14 protein-coding genes are annotated in these 18,016 nt (G+C 37.7%); 6 read left to right on the plus strand and 8 right to left on the minus strand.

Annotation, left to right across the window (positions count from 1 at the left end; translation table 11 throughout):
- The first annotated feature begins 91 nt into the window (after positions 1-91).
- Complete coding sequence (locus tag ABD930_RS02855; RefSeq protein ID WP_345230181.1) at positions 92-2,074, plus strand: DUF3857 domain-containing protein; 1,983 nt, start codon at positions 92-94, stop codon at positions 2,072-2,074.
- Positions 2,071-3,984, plus strand: a complete 1,914-nt coding sequence (locus ABD930_RS02860; RefSeq protein ID WP_345230182.1) for a DUF3857 domain-containing protein — start codon at positions 2,071-2,073, stop codon at positions 3,982-3,984. Before ABD930_RS02855 ends, ABD930_RS02860 begins: the two co-directional genes overlap by 4 nt.
- Before the next feature lie 48 nt (positions 3,985-4,032).
- Here ABD930_RS02860 and purH read toward each other — a convergent pair whose 3' ends face one another.
- The gene (gene purH, locus ABD930_RS02865; protein ID WP_345230183.1) at positions 4,033-5,559 is read right to left on the minus strand and encodes a bifunctional phosphoribosylaminoimidazolecarboxamide formyltransferase/IMP cyclohydrolase; all 1,527 of its coding nucleotides are present in this window, start codon (positions 5,557-5,559) and stop codon (positions 4,033-4,035) included.
- A 154-nt stretch (positions 5,560-5,713) separates the two neighbouring features.
- Positions 5,714-6,211, minus strand: coding sequence for a TlpA family protein disulfide reductase (locus ABD930_RS02870; protein ID WP_345230184.1), 498 nt, complete (start codon positions 6,209-6,211; stop codon positions 5,714-5,716).
- A 349-nt stretch (positions 6,212-6,560) separates the two neighbouring features.
- On the opposite strand from ABD930_RS02870, the gene purN reads away from it, so the two are divergent.
- Entirely contained in the window at positions 6,561-7,139 is a 579-nt protein-coding gene (gene purN, locus ABD930_RS02875; RefSeq protein ID WP_345230185.1) for a phosphoribosylglycinamide formyltransferase, read from the plus strand.
- A 2-nt stretch (positions 7,140-7,141) separates the two neighbouring features.
- Here the strand turns inward: purN and ABD930_RS02880 are convergent, their stop codons facing one another.
- From ABD930_RS02880 to ABD930_RS02895, 4 genes are read right to left on the minus strand one after another with little or no spacing between them, the layout of a single operon-like run.
- The gene (locus ABD930_RS02880) at positions 7,142-8,617 is read right to left on the minus strand and encodes a serine hydrolase domain-containing protein (RefSeq protein WP_345230186.1); all 1,476 of its coding nucleotides are present in this window, start codon (positions 8,615-8,617) and stop codon (positions 7,142-7,144) included.
- A 3-nt stretch (positions 8,618-8,620) separates the two neighbouring features.
- Entirely contained in the window at positions 8,621-9,367 is a 747-nt protein-coding gene (locus ABD930_RS02885; protein ID WP_345230187.1) for a LytR/AlgR family response regulator transcription factor, read from the minus strand.
- Positions 9,364-10,404 (minus strand): sensor histidine kinase, encoded by a 1,041-nt coding sequence (locus ABD930_RS02890; protein WP_345230188.1) that lies wholly within the window; start codon positions 10,402-10,404, stop codon positions 9,364-9,366. Before ABD930_RS02890 ends, ABD930_RS02885 begins: the two co-directional genes overlap by 4 nt.
- Positions 10,405-10,423: 19 nt before the next feature.
- Positions 10,424-11,323 carry a LiaF transmembrane domain-containing protein gene (locus ABD930_RS02895; RefSeq protein ID WP_345230189.1) on the minus strand — a complete coding sequence of 300 codons (900 nt, stop codon included), beginning with the start codon at positions 11,321-11,323 and terminating at the stop codon, positions 10,424-10,426.
- 188 nt (positions 11,324-11,511) lie between these two features.
- Here ABD930_RS02895 and ABD930_RS02900 point away from each other — a divergent pair, with 188 nt between their 5' ends.
- Positions 11,512-13,662: a glucoamylase family protein gene (locus ABD930_RS02900; protein WP_345230190.1), complete on the plus strand. Its 2,151-nt coding sequence runs from the start codon at positions 11,512-11,514 to the stop codon at positions 13,660-13,662.
- A 6-nt stretch (positions 13,663-13,668) separates the two neighbouring features.
- On the opposite strand, the gene ABD930_RS02905 is transcribed toward ABD930_RS02900, so the two are convergent.
- Entirely contained in the window at positions 13,669-14,388 is a 720-nt protein-coding gene (locus tag ABD930_RS02905) for a DUF2490 domain-containing protein (protein WP_345230191.1), read from the minus strand.
- Positions 14,389-14,836: 448 nt separating this feature from the next.
- On the opposite strand from ABD930_RS02905, the gene ABD930_RS02910 reads away from it, so the two are divergent.
- Together ABD930_RS02910 and rpsU are read left to right on the plus strand one after the other, a co-directional pair.
- Positions 14,837-16,147, plus strand: coding sequence for an MFS transporter (locus ABD930_RS02910; RefSeq protein WP_345230192.1), 1,311 nt, complete (start codon positions 14,837-14,839; stop codon positions 16,145-16,147).
- Positions 16,148-16,291: 144 nt separating this feature from the next.
- Entirely contained in the window at positions 16,292-16,483 is a 192-nt protein-coding gene (rpsU, locus tag ABD930_RS02915) for a 30S ribosomal protein S21 (protein WP_345230301.1), read from the plus strand.
- Positions 16,484-16,826: 343 nt separating this feature from the next.
- Here the strand turns inward: rpsU and ABD930_RS02920 are convergent, their stop codons facing one another.
- Entirely contained in the window at positions 16,827-17,873 is a 1,047-nt protein-coding gene (locus ABD930_RS02920) for a hypothetical protein (protein WP_345230193.1), read from the minus strand.
- Positions 17,874-18,016 lie beyond the last annotated feature (143 nt).

An 18,016-nucleotide genomic window follows, 5' to 3' on the forward strand; every position in this document is an offset into this window, starting at 1 on the left:
TAAAGCATCATGCAGATTAAAAATATAAATTTATTATTGCATTTTCCGTTTAATATGTATCTTCGGCCTATGACGCTAAACCTTAACTTTTATGACCAAAATTATTTTTCCCGCTCTTGTTGCTTTACTGAGTTTTTGTACTGTCTTTGCGGATGATTTTTCGTTCGGTGCCATTAGTACTGAGGAGAAAGAAATGCAACAGTGTGCTTATGATAGTACGGCTAATGCTGTCGTATTACGAGAATATGGTCGTGCCCGCTTTTCATTTGATGATCAAAGCGGGGCGATCAACCTTATTTTCACACATCATGTACGATTAAAGATTTTCAACAAAGAAGGGGTTAAGCAAGCAAATATTGTTATTCCATTGTATAAAGATGGAGATCGAATCGAATATGTTCAAGAGCTAAAAGCCGTTACATTAAATCCCCAAACGAACGGAACAAAAGTGGAAACTTGGCTGGAAACAAAAAACACTTATAAGGAAGAATATAGCAAATACGTGACTTTAACGAAGTTCACCATGCCCAATATCCAAAATGGAAGTATTATAGAATACAGTTATCAAATTATCTCGCCAAGATTATATAATTTCCGTAATTGGGAATTTCAAACTGATATTCCTAAGATTTATAGTGAATACGAAGCGATTATACCAGGAACCTACAATTACAATGTGGTCATGCGAGGTCCTTTTAAATTGAGTGATCAAAAATCAGCTCTTGTGCGGGAGGGCTTTCGGTTGCCTGGATGGCCAATTGATTGCTCGCAGCTGACATACATTATGAAAAATGTACCGGCCTTCATTGAGGAAGATTATATGACTGCTGCATCGAATTTTAAGTCGGCTATCTATTTTGAACTTGCCGACGTACTGTTACGCAATGGCTCTAAACGAAGTTTTACTAAGGAATGGAAAAATGTTGATCGGGAGCTTATGTTGGATAGAAGTTTAGGTGGACAGGCAAAGCAGAAGGATGAATTTGAAAAGGTAATGCCAGAAATAACCCAACACGTGCAGGGTGATTTGAATAAAGCAAAAGCAATCTATTCTTTTATTAAAAAACAGATTAAGTGGAATAAGTATTATGGAATATTCAGTGAGTTAGGAGTCAGAAAGGCTTTAGACCAGCATACTGGTAATATTGCTGATATTAATCTCGCACTAATTGCGGCTTTGGCTGCAGGTGGCTTAGATGCTGAAGTGGTGATTTTATCAACCCGAGAGAATGGAATCGTGAATAAGCTTAATCCTGTTATTTCGGAGTTTAATTACCTGATCGCAAAATTAACGGTAGCTGGTGAAAGTTACTTTTTGGATGCGTCAGATCCGCTTTTACCTTTTGGTATGCTGCCTCTACGTTGTATAAATGATCAAGGAAGAGTGCTTCCGATAAAACAATCCTCTTATTGGGTAGACCTCATGCCTAAAGAAAAGCATCATGTGCAATATACGCTCATTGGAGAGCTATTGACAGACGGTACATTGAAAGGCAAACTTGTAACCAGTAGTTATGGATACGCTGCTTACCTTAAACGAAAAGAAATTGTTGACTATCCATCTGTTGAAGAATATTTTGAAAAAAAGAAATCTGAAACGCCGGGGATGCAAATCCTGCATGAAGAAATCTCCGGTTTAGATACTATTGAACGTAGTTTACAAGAACGCTGTGAAGTGAGTATAAATTTATTTGACAGTTTACAAAATCATCAGCTGTTTTTTAATCCGTTTTTTATGAATAAAACGAATAAAAATCCATTTAACCTTAATGAGCGTACTTATCCGGTCGATATCGGAATGCTCCAGGAGGAAAGCCTGAACTTAGATGTAAAATTACCGGATGGATATGAATTGGTTTCTAAGCCAAAGGATATGAATTTAGCGTTAATGGACAAGGGTGGACAGTTTGTAAATAGAACAAGACTCGAAAACGGACATTTATTCTGTAACCAGCTTTTTCGGTTAAATAAAATGATTTATGGATCAGAGGAATATTTAAGTTTAAAAGAATTTTTCAGTCGGATTATTCAGCTTCAAAAAACAGATGTAGTACTTCAAGAAAAGACGATATGAGCAAGTCTTATTGGCTTTGTTTTTTTTTATTGCTGATGGGCATAAAAGTATGGGGGCAAGCGGATTTTGCGATAGATCATATTCCTGAACATTTGCGATTACGTGCTAATGCGATCATGAGAGATCGTCAGTACACTATTGATATGCACGCAACAAATGAGGTGGTTTTGCATGTAAAAGAGGTGCTTACTATCATGAATAAATCTGCCTTAGCCTATGCTCGCTTAGCCCTGTTTTATGATAAAAATACCGTGATTAAGGATATTCACGGCGCATTATATGATGGGCAAGGGCAGTTAATGCAAAAGATAAGTGCCAAAGATTTTTTGGATGAGAGTGCCGTAAATAATTTTTCGCTTTTTGAAGATAGCCGCGTTAAACATTTTCTTCCCAATGGTCTGGAATATCCTTTTACGGTTATGTATGATTTTGAGTTAAAATTTAAACAAAATCTTATTATTCCCGATTGGGTACCAAAACCCTATCGAGATATGGCTGTAGAACAAAGTAGTTATCAATTTATTTGCGGATTAGAAGATAAACTCCACATTAAAGAATCCAATTATACTGGTAAACGGACAGAGGAGCGTAACCAAAAGCAAAAAAGTTATACATGGATGGTTAAAAGCTTGCCCGCAGGTAGGATAGAGCCCTTATCCCCACCCCCGGAATCCTATCAAACTCGAGTTAAAATTGCGCCTGAACAATTTTATTACTACCGAAAAAAGGGAGGGTATACGAATTGGCGAGAGCTCGGACAGTGGGTGTATAACGACTTGATCAAAGAGCAACAACTACCGACACCAAGCATGATTAGCCAAGTAAATGGACTGGTAGATAATTTAACAGATAATCGTGAAAAGATCAAAGTATTGTATGAATATCTACAGCAGAAAACGAGATACGTGAGTGTACAGATAGGGATTGGAGGATTTCAACCAATGGCTGCAAGTGAGGTAGATCGTTTGGGATACGGGGATTGCAAAGGCTTGGTGAATTATATGCAAACACTTTTAAATATTGCGGAAATTCCTTCTTATTACTGTGTGGTAAATGCCGGGAGTTTGAAAAAAGACATGGAATTGGATTTTGCAAGTATGAATCAAGGCAACCATGTTATTTTAGCTGTGCCCTTGAAGCAGGATACGGTTTGGCTGGAATGCACAAGTCAGAAGATTCCTTTCGGTTTTTTAGGTGATTTTACTGACGATCGCTTGGTTTTTGCTTGCACACCTCATGGTGGAGAGCTTTTAAGGACACCAAAATATACGCCGATGGCAAGTACTCAACAAAGGAAAGCGATATTTTCGCTCAATAGCGAGGGGGATATCCATGGTGCTTTTTCTACACGTTTTAAAGGTGCTCAGTACGATAATCGTTTAGGTATTGCCGATATGCCGTTAAATGAGCAAACCAAAACACTTAAACAAATTTATGCAATAGATAATATTGATTTTACACAGGTCGCCTACGCTGATCAGCCTGCAGAGGATACACCTTGTATGCAGGAAGATGTAGCGATTAATATTAGGCATTATGCACCTAAAAACGGCCAGTTGATATACCTCCAACCTAATCTTTTTAATCGCCAGGGCTCAGTTCCACAGTTGGAGAAACGGGAATCACCGTTTTACTTAAATAGAGGCTATACAGATGAAGATATTCTTACCTATACGGTGCCTGATCAGTATGTATTGAGGATGAAACCGGCTGATGTTAAATTAGAAACCGACTTTGGTGATTTTGTTATGGAGTTAACATTGACCGATCGGCAGTTGGTTTATCATCGAAAATTATCACTACGGGAAGGACAGTTTCCGCCCGAACGGTATATAGATTATGCTCGATTTATGAATGCAGTATACCAAGCTGATTTAACGAAGGTTGTATTTCTGGAGAAAGAGCACTGAGGGCGACCGAATTTTAAGCAAAGTCGCCCTTAGTGTATATTAAGGTCCTTAGTGTTTAAAATGCCGAATGCCGGTAGTCACCATGGCAATACCTTTTTTATTAGCCATATCAATAGAATCCTTGTCTTTTATTGATCCACCGGGTTGTAAAATGGCGACAATACCAGCGTTTGCTGCAATTTCAACGCAATCTGGAAAAGGAAAAAAGGCATCTGAAGCCATAGCCGCTCCATGTAAGTCAAAACCAAATGCTTTGGCCTTTTCTATGGCTTGCTTTAACGCGTCTACACGTGACGTCTGCCCAACCCCGCTTGCCAAAAGCTGGTTGTCTTTAGCAAATACAATGGTGTTTGATTTAGTGTGCTTAACCAGCTTGTTGGCGAATACTAAATTATCGTAATCGGTTGCAGCGGGTGTTTTTTCTGTTACTGTTGTCATTTGCTCTTGCCCTTCTATAACCGCGTCTTTATCTTGTTCAATGATGCCATTTAATAAGGTTTTAAATTGCGTTTTAGGCAAGATAACTTCGTTTCGTTGCAATAAAATCCGATTTTTTTTCCCAGATAATATACGAACAGCTTCTTCGCTGAAAGCTGGTGCAATGAGTACCTCAAAGAATAGCTTGTTGATCTCTTCTGCGGTATCTTGCTCAACTATTCTATTGCAGATTAATACACCACCAAAAGCAGAAACGGGATCACAAGCTAGTGCATCTTTCCAAGCTTGGAGTAAAGTGTCTCGACTGGCAACTCCGCATGCATTAGTATGTTTTAAGATAGCAAAAGTTGGTTCCTCAAATTCATCAATTAAGGCTACCGCTGCATCAATATCTACTAAATTATTATAGGAGAGCTCTTTGCCATTTAATTTGTTAAACATAGCATTTAAATCTCCATAAAAGGCACCTTTTTGATGAGGGTTTTCACCATAACGAAGCGGAGTCTTCTTAAGTTCACTGCATTTAAAGACTTCCAACGGTTCTTCCCTGTTAAAATAATTGAAAATTGCCGTATCATAATGAGAAGAGACATTAAATGCTTTCTTAGCAAAAGACTTTCGGTGCGCTAATGAAGTATACCCTTTATTTTCTTCTAAAATTGCTGTTAGTTCTTCATAATCGTTGCGGGAGGAAATGATGACCACATCATGATAATTTTTTGCAGCGGCACGAATCAAAGAAATACCACCGATATCTATTTTTTCGATGATGTCTTCTTCAGTAGCGCCTGATGCTACCGTTTCTTCGAATGGGTATAAATCAACGATCACTAAATCTATTTCAGGAATTTCATAGGTATTTAACGCTTCTTTATCCTCCGGAAGGTCCCTTCTGCTCAGAATACCACCAAAAATTTTGGGATGAAGCGTTTTTACCCTTCCTCCTAATATCGATGGGTAGGTAGTTAACTCTTCTACAGGAGTTACAGGTATGTTCAGGCTACGGATAAATTTTTCTGTTCCGCCAGTAGAGAAGAAATTTACGCCGTAACTATTCAGTAGTTGAATAAGAGGTTCTAAATGATCCTTGTGGTAAACAGAAATTAACGCGTTTTTAATTTTAACAGGGTGACTCATTGTTGTGGATTTAAAAGCCGCAAAGCTACTAATTTTTTGGGGATTTATAAGAAGCGTTTACTCCCTGTTTGTCTATTTTAAAGGTTCATGGGTTCGTCGCGAACTCCTCGGGTTTGGATACTTTTTTGCGGGAAAAAAGGATCACACCATTAAATTACATATTAAGGGCTTTAATAATATCCTCTACCTTTTTCTCTCCATCCCAATAGGATTTTAATTGTTTATTCGCCCCGTAGACAAACACTGCTGGGTATTGCGTTGGCTTGAATTTTCCAATAAATTCATAATTTTTATCTTGCAATAGCACCACATTTTTTTTACCCTTTAATTCTCCTCCGTACATGGCCATAAAGGCATTGATGAGATTTTTTTCCTGCATGGCAACAAAATAAAGATTAATATCTTTAAGGTTATTATAATTTTTCCCTAAAGCCAATACCTCTTGCTGGCAGTGACTGCAACCGGGATCAAAAAATAGAAAGACAATATTTTTTCCATTGGAGGCTAGGTTATTTCTTGTAAATGGTGCATCATTATTTACATTGAAGAATGTAAACTCCGGAATCTCTTTAGAGACTGGATTTTTTTGCGCACATGCTGATGTTACACTTAAGAATAAGATCACTAATATTGGTGATAATCTATAATACATGTTATTTGTCATAATAAAGTACATTGCAGGTGTAAAAATAGCTAATCAGAATCAAAAAATGTCAAGATATTCTCCGAAAATTTAGTTGGAGATTGCTATTTAGTGTTCGTGAATGCAAAGCATTTTACCTAAGTTTGCGGCAAAATTTGTATATTTCCTCTTGCTTTTCAACTGACGAAAGAGGAAAGTTTTTTAGGTGATCACGAGGCAATTATCCGAATGAAACCTGCATAAACTGAAAAGGGTAGGAACGGCGTAAAGCAATCTCTTGAACACGATGGAGAGGCTAAGGGGAAAGCAGTATGAATACCTATAAAAACAATAAATAATGAATAAATAATCTATTCTAATGAAAAAACGTATAGCGATCTTTGCTTCTGGCTCAGGCTCCAATGCACAGAAGATTATGGAACATTTTAAATACAGTAAAGATGCGGAAGTGTCCTTAATATTGACCAATAATCCAGATGCTTACGTTTTGCAGCGGGCAGATAATTTTGAAATTCCTTCACATATATTTGATCGCCAAGAATTCTATGAAACAGCAGCAGTTGTAGATTTATTGAAAAGAATGCAAATTGATCTCGTCGTTTTAGCTGGCTTTTTGTGGTTAGTTCCGCAGCATCTTTTAGACGCGTTTCCGAATAAAATTGTTAATATTCACCCAGCATTACTTCCCGCCTACGGTGGTAAGGGTATGTATGGAGATCGTGTGCATAAAGCCGTTTTAGCAAATAAGGAAGAAGAATCAGGAATTACGATTCATTATGTTAATGAACAATTTGATGAGGGAGAAATTATCCATCAGGCTAAGTTCAAAATTGATGAGGACGATACCTTAGAAATCATAAAATTCAAAGGGCAACAACTAGAACATCAATACTTTCCTAAAATTATTGAACAATTACTGCGAAAAGGGGAAGCGTAATATTATTCGATCAATTTCTTGATAATGGAGCGACCGATCTGATCAACAGATGGTGCTGCGTTAGCCAATACCACTACAGCAAACTTTTTATCAGGCACAAAAGCCAAGAAACTACTGCTACCCAATGTGCTACCATTATGCCAAAAAATTTCCAGAAAATTTTCAATATCAATGTGCCAAGCTAAACCTAAATCTTGTGTTTCTGACACCAACCATGCCGGTTTGTGTGTAAGTACGATGGCTTGACCCAGTGGCGTTTTAGGCGGATTAAGGTTCGCCTCTGCATATTGAAGTAGGTCTGTGACGGTCGATTTCAATGCGCCTGCTCCACTCAAAGCTTGAAAATGCCAATGAGGGGTTAATTGGCCCTCGTTATTGTATGTAGGAATGAAATGTTGTAGTTGATCGCCATCAGGAAACTCCTTCGTATCTATTAGACCCAAGGGTTGACAGAGCTTTTTTTCGATTAATTCGCTGTACGAAGAATCGTATCGTTGGGCAAGTAGCTCGCCAATGACTCCATAACCCAGATTGCTGTATTCATATAGTGAATCGGGTTTTTGGTGTTGCTTGTAGTTTCTTAAGTAAGAAAATAATGCGTTAACGTCATAATTCTTATAGGGATCAAGTTCTTCACTGGGTAATAGGTTATCAGGTAAACGAGGAAGACCAGCGGTATGGGTAGCAAGGTTCCGAAACGTGATATTAGTCAGGTCTTTGTTACTAGCTACTGAATCTGGCAAATACTTCGTAATAGGGTCATCTAGTTTAACACTATCCTGAATGCTGGAGTAGGCAAGTAAAATTGCTGTAAAAGTCTTGCTAATCGAACCGATCTCGAATAAGGTCTTTTTATCAGGAAGGGTATTATTCCCATGTATGGTTTCACCATAATAATAATAATTCATACTGCCATCCACTAGTAGACCGATAGTTAATCCACAGGTGTTTTTTCTTTTAGTGTATTGTAGAGCAAGCGAATCAACCAACAGGTCGATTCGATTATCATTATCACTTGTTACACGTTGTTGCTCCTGCTCGGAGGCAGCCGAATTGGCTGCTTTTGATGTCTTGGATTGATTCTGGGCAGAATTAATTTGAGCCTTTAATGCGCCTTGGTATGGTTTGAAATAAAATGTTTGAATATGGTTGCTGGAATCGATACTTAAAATTAATTGTAAGGTATCATTAGGAAATGTTAACTTGTAGTGGGATAAACCGTCTTTCTTACGAATAAATGTTGCGGCTTGAATATTACCTAAGGGATAAAGTTGCTTTTCGAGCAAGGTGTCTAGCTGTTTTTTAGAAACCGTTTGTTGTGCTTCTCGACCCCATTGCTGATAAATGGAATCAGCAAGATGCTTATTAAAATAGTTTTTGAATTGCTGTAAAACGAGCTGCTCTTGATTGTGGCGCTGAGCAAAAGAGGTGTGATAAGCTGATAATACGAAAATAGTGATGGCAATATATTTCAACATAATTTAAATATCCAATACCTGTCGAAGTTTAGCATATCCTGTTTTGCTCACATTTACTCTAGCATTATTCGTCAGAACAGCAACATGGCTTTCTTTCTCAAAAGGTTCGAGCCTCACGATACTGTCTATGCGCACAATATAGGAACGATGAATTCTGACAAAAATGTTTGGATCCAGCTCTTTTTCAAAAAAATTCATGGTTTTGTTTTTTAAATATGTGCCGTTTGCGGTGTGTAACTTGACATAATCATCATCTGCTTCTAAACAAATAATCGTCTCTGTAGGGATAACATTGATTTTATTTCCCGTTTTTACCACAATACGTTCGAGAGCGGAATTAGCGGTCATTGTCTCAACCATTTTTTTGGTTTGCTCTTGTTCATTTGTGCTTTTTAATTGACGATGATCGAGAAATTTTTTTAACGCTTGATCAAAGCGTGCTTTGCTGATGGGTTTAAGAAGATAATCTATAGCATATTTTTCGAATGCTCGAATGGCATATTCGTCAAATGCTGTCGTAAATATAACCGCTGGCTGTTGGTCAATAAGTTCTAATAACTCAAAACCATTTATTTTTGGCATTTGAATATCTAAAAAAATCAAATCCGGCTCATGTTGCATAATGGCTTTTGCACCTTCGAAACCATCATTGCATTCTTCAGCGATTTGTATTTCTGGATAACTGGTTAGATATTCACTAATAATGCTCCTGGCTAAAGGCTCATCGTCTATCAAAACAGCTTTAATCATATTTGTGGAATTTTAATACTGCTTGTAAAGATATGAGCTGTATGGTGAGTTTGCAACAAATCTGTCCTTCCAAATAATAAAAATAATCTACGTTGCACACCACGCAATCCGAAACCCGTGCCTTTATGTGGTTTATTGCTCTCTTTGTCGAATGGATTTTGTATGGAAACCAATAGATGACTTTCTTCTTTTTTTGCGCTGATGGAGATTTTTACTTGTCCTGTAGTGTCATAAAGGCCGTATTTAATCGCATTTTCAACCAGTGGCTGTAAAATCATAGCCGGAAGCAAGCACGTTTCGCAATTGTCCATGACAATTACGGTCTCTAAACGATGGCCAAAACGTACTTTTTCAATCTCCAGGTATAGCTTTAAATGTTCAATTTCATCTTTTAAAGGAATCAATTGCTGATCGTCTTTTCGTAAGGTCCCTCTTAAGAAATCAGACAGCTGAAAGGTCATGTTACGAGCTTCTTCTGGTTTACGGCCGATAAGGGCTATAATGGAATTTAGACTGTTGAATAAAAAATGCGGTTGAAGTTGCTGCCGAAGATTATATAACTCCGCTTCGCGGGCGAGTTTTTCGGCATCCGCTTTACGTTGTTCATTTTCTTTTTGATCATGTAAGGTATTCCAGAGTACTTGGATAATGGCAACCCAAGCTATGATTAGCCCGTTAGCACAATAACGAATAGGAATGGAAAGATCTAAAAAGGCAAGATACGATTTATCGCTCACGAGGTAACGGATTGCATAACGATCGATGGCTAAAGCGATGGCTGCTAAACATAATCCCCATATAATAACATAAAAATATCGTTCTTTTCGGGGTTGATAATAATTTAAATTGTTGGTAATAATATAACAGGCCAAGGTAATCGTCGTCGCGCTAATTAAGGTATCGAGAATGACCAGCCTGATGTTGAAGTTAAACCAAATCAATAAACCCGTTTGTATGATGAGCGTGCCAATCCAAACAGCAACACAGCTTATGGCGATAAGCTTTTGTTTAGACGAGATAAGAGGGGATGAAGCCATCAGGGTACTGTTGCAAAGTTTATATACTTTTTATTGTAATACCTCCAAAAATGGAAGTTCCTTTAATGATAAGATTTTTTTGATTATCAACGGCTACGTTGTTTATAAAACGTTTATCCTCGACTCCCCCAAAAATAGCGGTCATTTCTGGATTTACTTTCCAATGAGAAGGGACAATGATGGTGGTGCCGCCAAAGATTTGTACTACTTCTAATATGATGGGTTGCTTGATGTCTGCTTGGATAAGATTGATATCTGCACCTCCCATAATGTTTACAATATCTCCACCCTTGAAATTCTTGGAGTAAATGTTTTTCTTTACCTGACCAAAGATGGAGACCGAATCAATATAGTCTTCGCTGATTTTACCAGTAAACTGTTCTTCATTCATCTGAAATGCATTAGATTCGGCTTCAAAAGCCGAATCTTTATTTTCTGGAGTAGGAATAGGGTCAGTTTCGTTTGCAACCCGCTTGTCCCAATCCACATCTGACGAATAATCAGAATTAAAGGTGGAAAAATCAACCGGTTCCTTTGGGGGTACTTCCGGATCGTTAAAAGGATCGGATGGTTGTATGGGCCGATTTCGGTTCCTGCCTGTAATCAACCAGCAGCCTAGAACAATGATTAATGCTGGCCAAAAAAATCTTCCCAAGCTTACATCCATTATTTCTTCAGAAAGGAAGAAAATACCGAGAAGTATCAATATAAAAGCACTCGGTTTTTTGAAGTTGCTTCGTGCACCTAAAACCAAGCCTATTAAAATAAGCCACATAGGCCATGAAAAAAGCCAATCTGGAAAATGGAGGACTAAACCCAATGTTTTTGTCAACATCGAAAAACCAATAAGTATGATAATAAGTCCTACCCAAACCCTTCCAGAGTTAGACCGACGTTGAGGAGCTTTATAGTTATTCATATGGTTATCATTTTGATGTAAATATAGCGGAATATTCTTCTTTCATGGATATAGTATTAGGTAGATGTGGACACTTTATCGGTAAAAGACTCTTTTTTATCGGTAAATGTTCACGAGTTAAGTTCCTTGCGAATGATCCATGGCGTGGTTTTTGCTCATAGCTCCGATTGTTAAGATACGATATAACGATGAAAAAAATCTACTTTTGTTTATTTTTCTTGTTAATATGCTTTCAATTGAAGGCTTCCACTTATCCTGAGGTGCTATTTGAAAATAGCTTAATGCCAAAGAGCTATTATTATTCGGAATCTACTTTTGAAGGGAAAAGCTGGATTAATCATATGAATGGACACCTTCCTGTTTCTGATAGTATTTTCTTTACGCCAGGCAATGCCTTGCTGTTACAGTATATCTCCAGTAAAGATGGCCAATGGAGTACCAATATTCGTTATGATAATGACAATGGATATTTAGCAAAAAATGGCGACTTACTTACCTTTAAATTATTTGCAACAAGCGGTACAAGCAAAGCAGAGCTGCCTCAAGTGCAATTAATGCAGGGTGAAAACATATCCCATGAAATTAATATTCAATCCTATTTGTTAACGAATTACCAAGAAAATACATGGTTGTCTGTTGCTATTCCCTTAAAAGATATTGGTCATCTAGACGCACAGGCTCCGATTAGTAGTTTACAATTTAAACAAGCTTCAGCTGATGGTAAAGAGCACCGTATATTTATTGATCAGATCGAGTTTTTACCCGCCAAAATACCGACAATGAAATTAACGGGGAAGGCGGTATTGTCTGCCGCAGAAGCACATGAGCGACATGTGGATTTGACTTGGCAGTTACCATTGACACCTAGTATACGTTATATAAAAATTTATCGATCGGAAGATAATACCAATTTCTTTCCTGTAGGGATAAGACCAATTTCTTATAAAAAATATACAGATGTTGTACCCCGGTCTGATTTTAGCTATTACTATAAAATAGCCTGGGTGGATTATGAATATCGTGAATCGCCATTTTCTGATGTTAAAAAAGCGGAAACAAAAGCAGCTAATGAAAATGAGTTACTAGATGCCGTAGAAAAATCCCATATCGCTTATTTTACAGATGAAGCAGAGTTTAATAGCGGTATGCACAAAGTTTCGCCATTGGTAAGTGACGCCCGTATTTCAGTGAAAGCAACTGGAATTGGTATTTTAACACAGGTTATTGGTGTAGAACGGAACTTTTTAACAAGGCAATTGCTGTTAGATCGGCTTTCCAAAATCGTGAATTTTTTGGATAAGGCCACGACCTATCATGGTGTTTTTCCAGAACTTATGGATGGCAGAACAGGTAAACCAATTTCGACTGATTCTTGTGAAATAGCGGCAAACTTGGAATCAACGGCCTATTTAATGCAAGGTTTATTGGTTGCCAGAAATTATTTTAATAAGGATGAATCGGGCGAGAGGGAACTTAGAGACAAGATTACGGCACTTTGGAAAGCTGTCAACTGGCAAGCCTTTGTGCCGGGTGAAAATGGCCATCATTTGTATAGTGTTTGGTCGCCTGCGTGTTCCTTTGACCAAGCAAAGCCATTGGGTGGATATAACAGTAGTTTCATTGCCTATTTGCTGGGGATAGTCTCACCAACGCATCCGATAGCTGCAGAAGCCTATGCGCTTGGTTTCGAACAACCGTTGCAGTATGTTGGTCCGGCAATTGGGCGCTTTTCTGCTGCACTTACGGATACCATTTTAAAGAATGGCGAAGAGCGCAAATCTATACTCTACAAGAAAGAATCGTTTTTTTTGGATAGCACGTATTATGGAGTACCTTTACGTGTTGGAGACCCTTTGTCTTCCTTGATTAGCCTGCAGCAACCATTTTTAGCGTTTAATCCAAAAACTACGATAGATAAACACATTGACTTTTATGCTAATCAACAAAATCTAGCCAATGTATTCTATCGTGCTGCTTTAAATAGTAGTGAGCGTTTTGTAAGCTTAACAGATATATTATGGCCTTGCGTGCGAAATGATTCTTCCGCAGTAGATCGTTTTAACCCTTCTGCTGCAATTGCTACATATCCGTATACGCCAACACTTGCTATGGAGGCATTGAAGAATTATTACCGTAAATTAGGAACGTATCTTTGGACAGAATATGGTTTTAGGGATGAATTTAGCTTCAAAGATAATTGGGTTTCTGGAACTTTTGATCCGATTCATCAAGGGATTGTGCCCATTATGCTCGAAAACGCACGGACAGGATTGATCTGGAATCTCTTTATGAATGATCCGGATATAAAAAATGGCATATCACGATTCAATACACCATAATGCGTTCTAGAGACGGGTATAAAAGGCGACTTGAAGGATATGTGTGAACTGGCTAGGAGGGTGGCTTCTTTTGAGAAACTGATTCATATAACCCATTTCTAAATCATATGAAGGAGAAAACCGATATCCGAAAGCGGTATATGCCCTGTTCTGATCAAAAAAATGCTGATTAACGACATTTTTATGCTGGATATTAAAAAATAATTCATTCTGTAACGCAATAAAGGCACCCTTATTGAACGTTTGCGCTAATATAGTGTTTAACGGAAGGATACCCCGAATAAAATAACGTGCCCTTTGGGTAAAATGCGTTTCCTCAGACCGCTTTAAAAATCGCTGTTCCAGTCTGAATCGGTGCTGAAAAGGTAGTTCAAACATGTGGTTGGTAATAATATATTGTTCCCAAATTCGATGCTCCGTTAATCTTGATTGGTCCTTTATGTGATGGAGGGTTAGTGTTGTGGCATAACCGATAGAAGCCGTTTGGTTTGGGCGTACATAATAATTTACACCAGGCCGAATTAAAAATAAGGCACTTTCTTTCCAATTTCTTCCCGCTCGAAATTGAATATCGTTATTCATACCCCATTTTTCATTAAACTTAACATTGTTGAACCAAGCGCCCCAAAGGCCAAATTGGTTATCTTGTGCCAACACAGGTGCAGAAAGGATCAGTAGGGAAGAAACGAGGATAATGTTCAATAAAAAGAGAATAATGTGATGCATACCTATTGCTTTTAGGGCTTTAAAATAATTAAATTTTATGACTATCGGGAAGTTTAGCTAAAAACAATAACACTTCCCGTCATATGAGTGGAGTGTAGCCGTGCGACCAGTTATCCTGTTATAAGGATGAGATTCCTATTTGGTATTGTCATGATGCTCTGGTTTATAACCGTTCATTATGTCTGATCCTTTCTCCCTTCAGGCCCTATTCCATTCAGAGGTACTATAAAAAAGGATTGACCAATGGTTTATTTAACTGAAATAGTGGATTAATAGAGGTAATAGCTAAGTAAATACTCTATTATACCCTCTGTTAGCCCTTTTTAAATAGAAGATATAGTATGTTTCATTACCTTGCCAATGACGTGTTTATGACCCTTTGGATAATTTGCCTGATAGTCATTAAATTTTTATACTTGCGATGTACTTATTATATAAACGATCAAAAATGCATGATAGTAAACAGGAAGCAGCAATTTCAAAAAAACGATTAAAAGCCATTATCGGAGGGTCTATTGGTAACTTGGTCGAGTGGTATGATTGGTATGCCTATGCTGCATTTACGATCTATTTTTCTTCTTCCTTTTTTCCTGACGATAATCATACGGTTCAATTACTGAAAACAGCGGCTATTTTCGCTGTTGGTTTTTTTATGCGGCCATTGGGAGGCTATGTTTTTGGATTGCTTGGCGATAGGGTGGGGCGTAAAAAATCGATGATGTTTTCTGTATTACTGATGTCTTTTGGATCATTGTTGATTGCATTTGCACCAACGTATCATCAAGTGGGTGTATGGGCCTCTATGATCTTGCTGCTTGCACGATTATTGCAAGGGCTAAGTGTAGGGGGAGAATATGGCGTTTCTGCAACCTATCTTTCAGAGATGGCAACCCCCACAAGAAGAGGCTTTTATTCCAGTTTTCAATATGTAACGTTAATCGGTGGTCAGTTATTGGCATTGGGTATACAATTATTAATGCAGAAAGTACTTCTAAGTGATGCCGAGATTAAGGATTGGGGTTGGCGTATTCCCTTCTTAATAGGGGCAATTTTAGCACTTATTGCTTTATATCTAAGAAGGCATTTACAAGAAACGAAAGCTTTTGAAACACAGGAACAGCAGTTTCAGCACGCAAAAGCTTCTTTAGCTGTTTTATTAATGTATCCAAGAGAGTTGTTAACGGTTGTGGGATTGACGCTTGGCGGTACACTGGCATTTTACACGTATTCAACCTATATGCAAAAGTTTTTAGTGAATACCGTAGAACTTTCTAATGAAGATGCGACCTTAATTACGTTTCTTGCACTTTTTATTTTTGCTTGTTTACAACCTGTTTTCGGATTACTTTCAGATATAGTGGGACGGAAACCGTTATTGCTTGGTTTTGGTATTTTGGGTACCCTTTGTACGTATCCGTTGTTAAGTACTCTGCAAAATACACAGGATAAATGGCAGGCTTTTGGATTGATTTTGTTTTCGCTTATGATTGTGAGTGGATATACAAGCATTAATGCTGTAGTAAAGGCAGAACTATTTCCAGCAAGAATTAGAGCCTTAGGAGTGGGATTGCCCTATGCGCTAACGGTAGCATTATTCGGGGGCTCTGCCGAATATTTAGCCTTATGGCTTAAAGATATCGGTCACGAAAACTATTTTTACGGGTATATTACGGGTTGTATTGCCATTTCCCTTTTTGTATATTTATTTATGCAAGACACCAAACATACTTCCATTTTGGATAAGGAACCTAATGGTTAACACCACTCATCGCTCAACAGCTTGGGAGCAAGGCTAAGCATTTTAAGTGCCTCGGCCTTGAATCTTAAATCTAGCTTGGTATTTTCTGAAAAATTACTTATCTTTGTTGTCCCAAAAAGAATAGAAAGGGGGTATATAAAGAGCATGATTATCGTAAATGTAAAAGATGGCGAGTCGTTAGATAAAGCCTTGAAACGTTTCAAAAAGAAATTTGAAAAAACTGGAGTATTGAGAGAGTTACGTGCGCGCCAAGCATACGAGAAAAAGTCTGTTACCCGCCGTACGCAAATTAAAAAAGCGATCTATAAACAGTCCATGAATCAGGATACTGTTTAATTTATCGCTATCAATCATAAAAAAAAAGCAGCGCTGTAATCCTACAGCGCTGCTTTTTTTTGACCCTTAGCCATTGACCATTCCCGCGAAGAAGATCCTAACCAAGTTGTAAGCATCCGCAAGATAATCATACCTGGGTTAACTAGGAGATAACACTAGACTAACTAGTATCTTAAAAGTAATTTAATACATAAATAATTCGAAATTAAATTGGACATTATTCGGTTTTATCCGAACGATGTCCGAATGAGGTCCGAACAAGATCCGGAGAAAGTCCAAGTTAAATCTTATTTAATTAGCCACTTACTACCCATTTAATCTTACTTTGAAATAGCGTATCAGTTCAATCTTCCTGCCATCCAATACGATTGTTTTGCGGCCAATGGGCAGTTTCGGCATCAGCTAAATCTAAAAGTTCAAAGAAGGTATCCATATGAGCAGTGAAAGATCTCAGTTCCTCATAGTAGCTGGGTGTACCGGTTTCGAAGAGATGCTCGAGGTAACCCATATAAATCCGTCGGAAGTTTCTACTAATAAATTTTGGGTGGAAACTTTCGAAATAATCGATAAGGTCTTGTTCCAATGCACTAGGAAGGCTTATTAAAGTAGAAATATGGCCGATATTTTCATTTTCTAAATGAGCCCAGAAGGTATTAAGGTAAGCAATCAGGCTCTCTGTAAAATGGGGATCGTTTAGTTCGGCCAATAGGGTTTTGTAATGCTCATCTTCGTTTTCATCGTTACTAGATGTGTCGATCGTGTCGATTCTACCCTTTTCTTCGGCGGTTAAGTCCCGGATAAGAAAGACTGCTTCAGCGATTTTTTCAAGGTATTCAGCAATGGGTATAAGTTCACTGCTGATATCTGCTCCAGAACCAATGCTCTCATCAATATATGCATAGGAAAGAATATCATCAAGTAATTCTCGCCATTCGTCAAGATTACGATATAAAAATAGATCTTTTAGAAAAAGCATAATATCGTTTATCTCTTGGTTTTCCAACTTACGATAATATTTTGCTGGGCTATTTAATCGAGCTTCCAGATCAATCCCATTATCTTTCCATTGACTAGTCTGATAGAGCGGATGATTTTTTGAAAGACTAAGGTGTGTTGACTCTTGATGATACAGGGTCCATAGTATTTCGATCACTTCAATAAGCTGCCTGTGGTCATAGACATATTCACTAGCATGTTTGTGAAATTTACCATTATGATCCGACATACGGGTACAGGCTGCGTAGAATAAATTTAAATTGTCCTGTCTAAAAAGCTCAATTGTGGTGATTTGTGAGCAAAAGTCCCGGATAAATGCGAGTGGATTTTTGAAGGCCTCTTCTTTCGCATAACGAAAATGACCCAGAGAAAGATGTTGATTTGTGTTTTCCATAACTGTTTTATAAAAATGAAAATTCTGTTTTTTAAAGAGTTGATTTATTTTGTATCTTGCTTATATATTGATAAAGCAAATATACTATCTTTTGATATAATTTGATAATATCTTTTTTATTTATGATTGATCAGTTAGATAGG

The organism is Olivibacter ginsenosidimutans (genome assembly GCF_039542865.1).
Lineage (GTDB): Bacteria > Bacteroidota > Bacteroidia > Sphingobacteriales > Sphingobacteriaceae > Olivibacter > Olivibacter ginsenosidimutans.

Excerpts from the sequence above, each read along its gene's own strand:
- ABD930_RS02920 (WP_345230193.1), bottom strand. The coding sequence starts at position 17,873 with ATGGAAAACACAAATCAACATCTTTCTCTGGGTCATTTTCGTTATGCG.
- purN (WP_345230185.1), top strand. The coding sequence starts at position 6,561 with ATGAAAAAACGTATAGCGATCTTTGCTTCTGGCTCAGGCTCCAATGCA.
- ABD930_RS02890 (WP_345230188.1), bottom strand. The coding sequence starts at position 10,404 with ATGGCTTCATCCCCTCTTATCTCGTCTAAACAAAAGCTTATCGCCATA.
- ABD930_RS02905 (WP_345230191.1), bottom strand. The coding sequence starts at position 14,388 with ATGCATCACATTATTCTCTTTTTATTGAACATTATCCTCGTTTCTTCC.
- ABD930_RS02885 (WP_345230187.1), bottom strand. The coding sequence starts at position 9,367 with ATGATTAAAGCTGTTTTGATAGACGATGAGCCTTTAGCCAGGAGCATT.
- ABD930_RS02860 (WP_345230182.1), top strand. The coding sequence starts at position 2,071 with ATGAGCAAGTCTTATTGGCTTTGTTTTTTTTTATTGCTGATGGGCATA.
- purH (WP_345230183.1), bottom strand. The coding sequence starts at position 5,559 with ATGAGTCACCCTGTTAAAATTAAAAACGCGTTAATTTCTGTTTACCAC.
- ABD930_RS02870 (WP_345230184.1), bottom strand. The coding sequence starts at position 6,211 with ATGTATTATAGATTATCACCAATATTAGTGATCTTATTCTTAAGTGTA.
- ABD930_RS02900 (WP_345230190.1), top strand. The coding sequence starts at position 11,512 with ATGAAAAAAATCTACTTTTGTTTATTTTTCTTGTTAATATGCTTTCAA.
- ABD930_RS02895 (WP_345230189.1), bottom strand. The coding sequence starts at position 11,323 with ATGAATAACTATAAAGCTCCTCAACGTCGGTCTAACTCTGGAAGGGTT.
- rpsU (WP_345230301.1), top strand. The coding sequence starts at position 16,292 with ATGATTATCGTAAATGTAAAAGATGGCGAGTCGTTAGATAAAGCCTTG.
- ABD930_RS02910 (WP_345230192.1), top strand. The coding sequence starts at position 14,837 with ATGCATGATAGTAAACAGGAAGCAGCAATTTCAAAAAAACGATTAAAA.
- ABD930_RS02880 (WP_345230186.1), bottom strand. The coding sequence starts at position 8,617 with ATGTTGAAATATATTGCCATCACTATTTTCGTATTATCAGCTTATCAC.
- ABD930_RS02855 (WP_345230181.1), top strand. The coding sequence starts at position 92 with ATGACCAAAATTATTTTTCCCGCTCTTGTTGCTTTACTGAGTTTTTGT.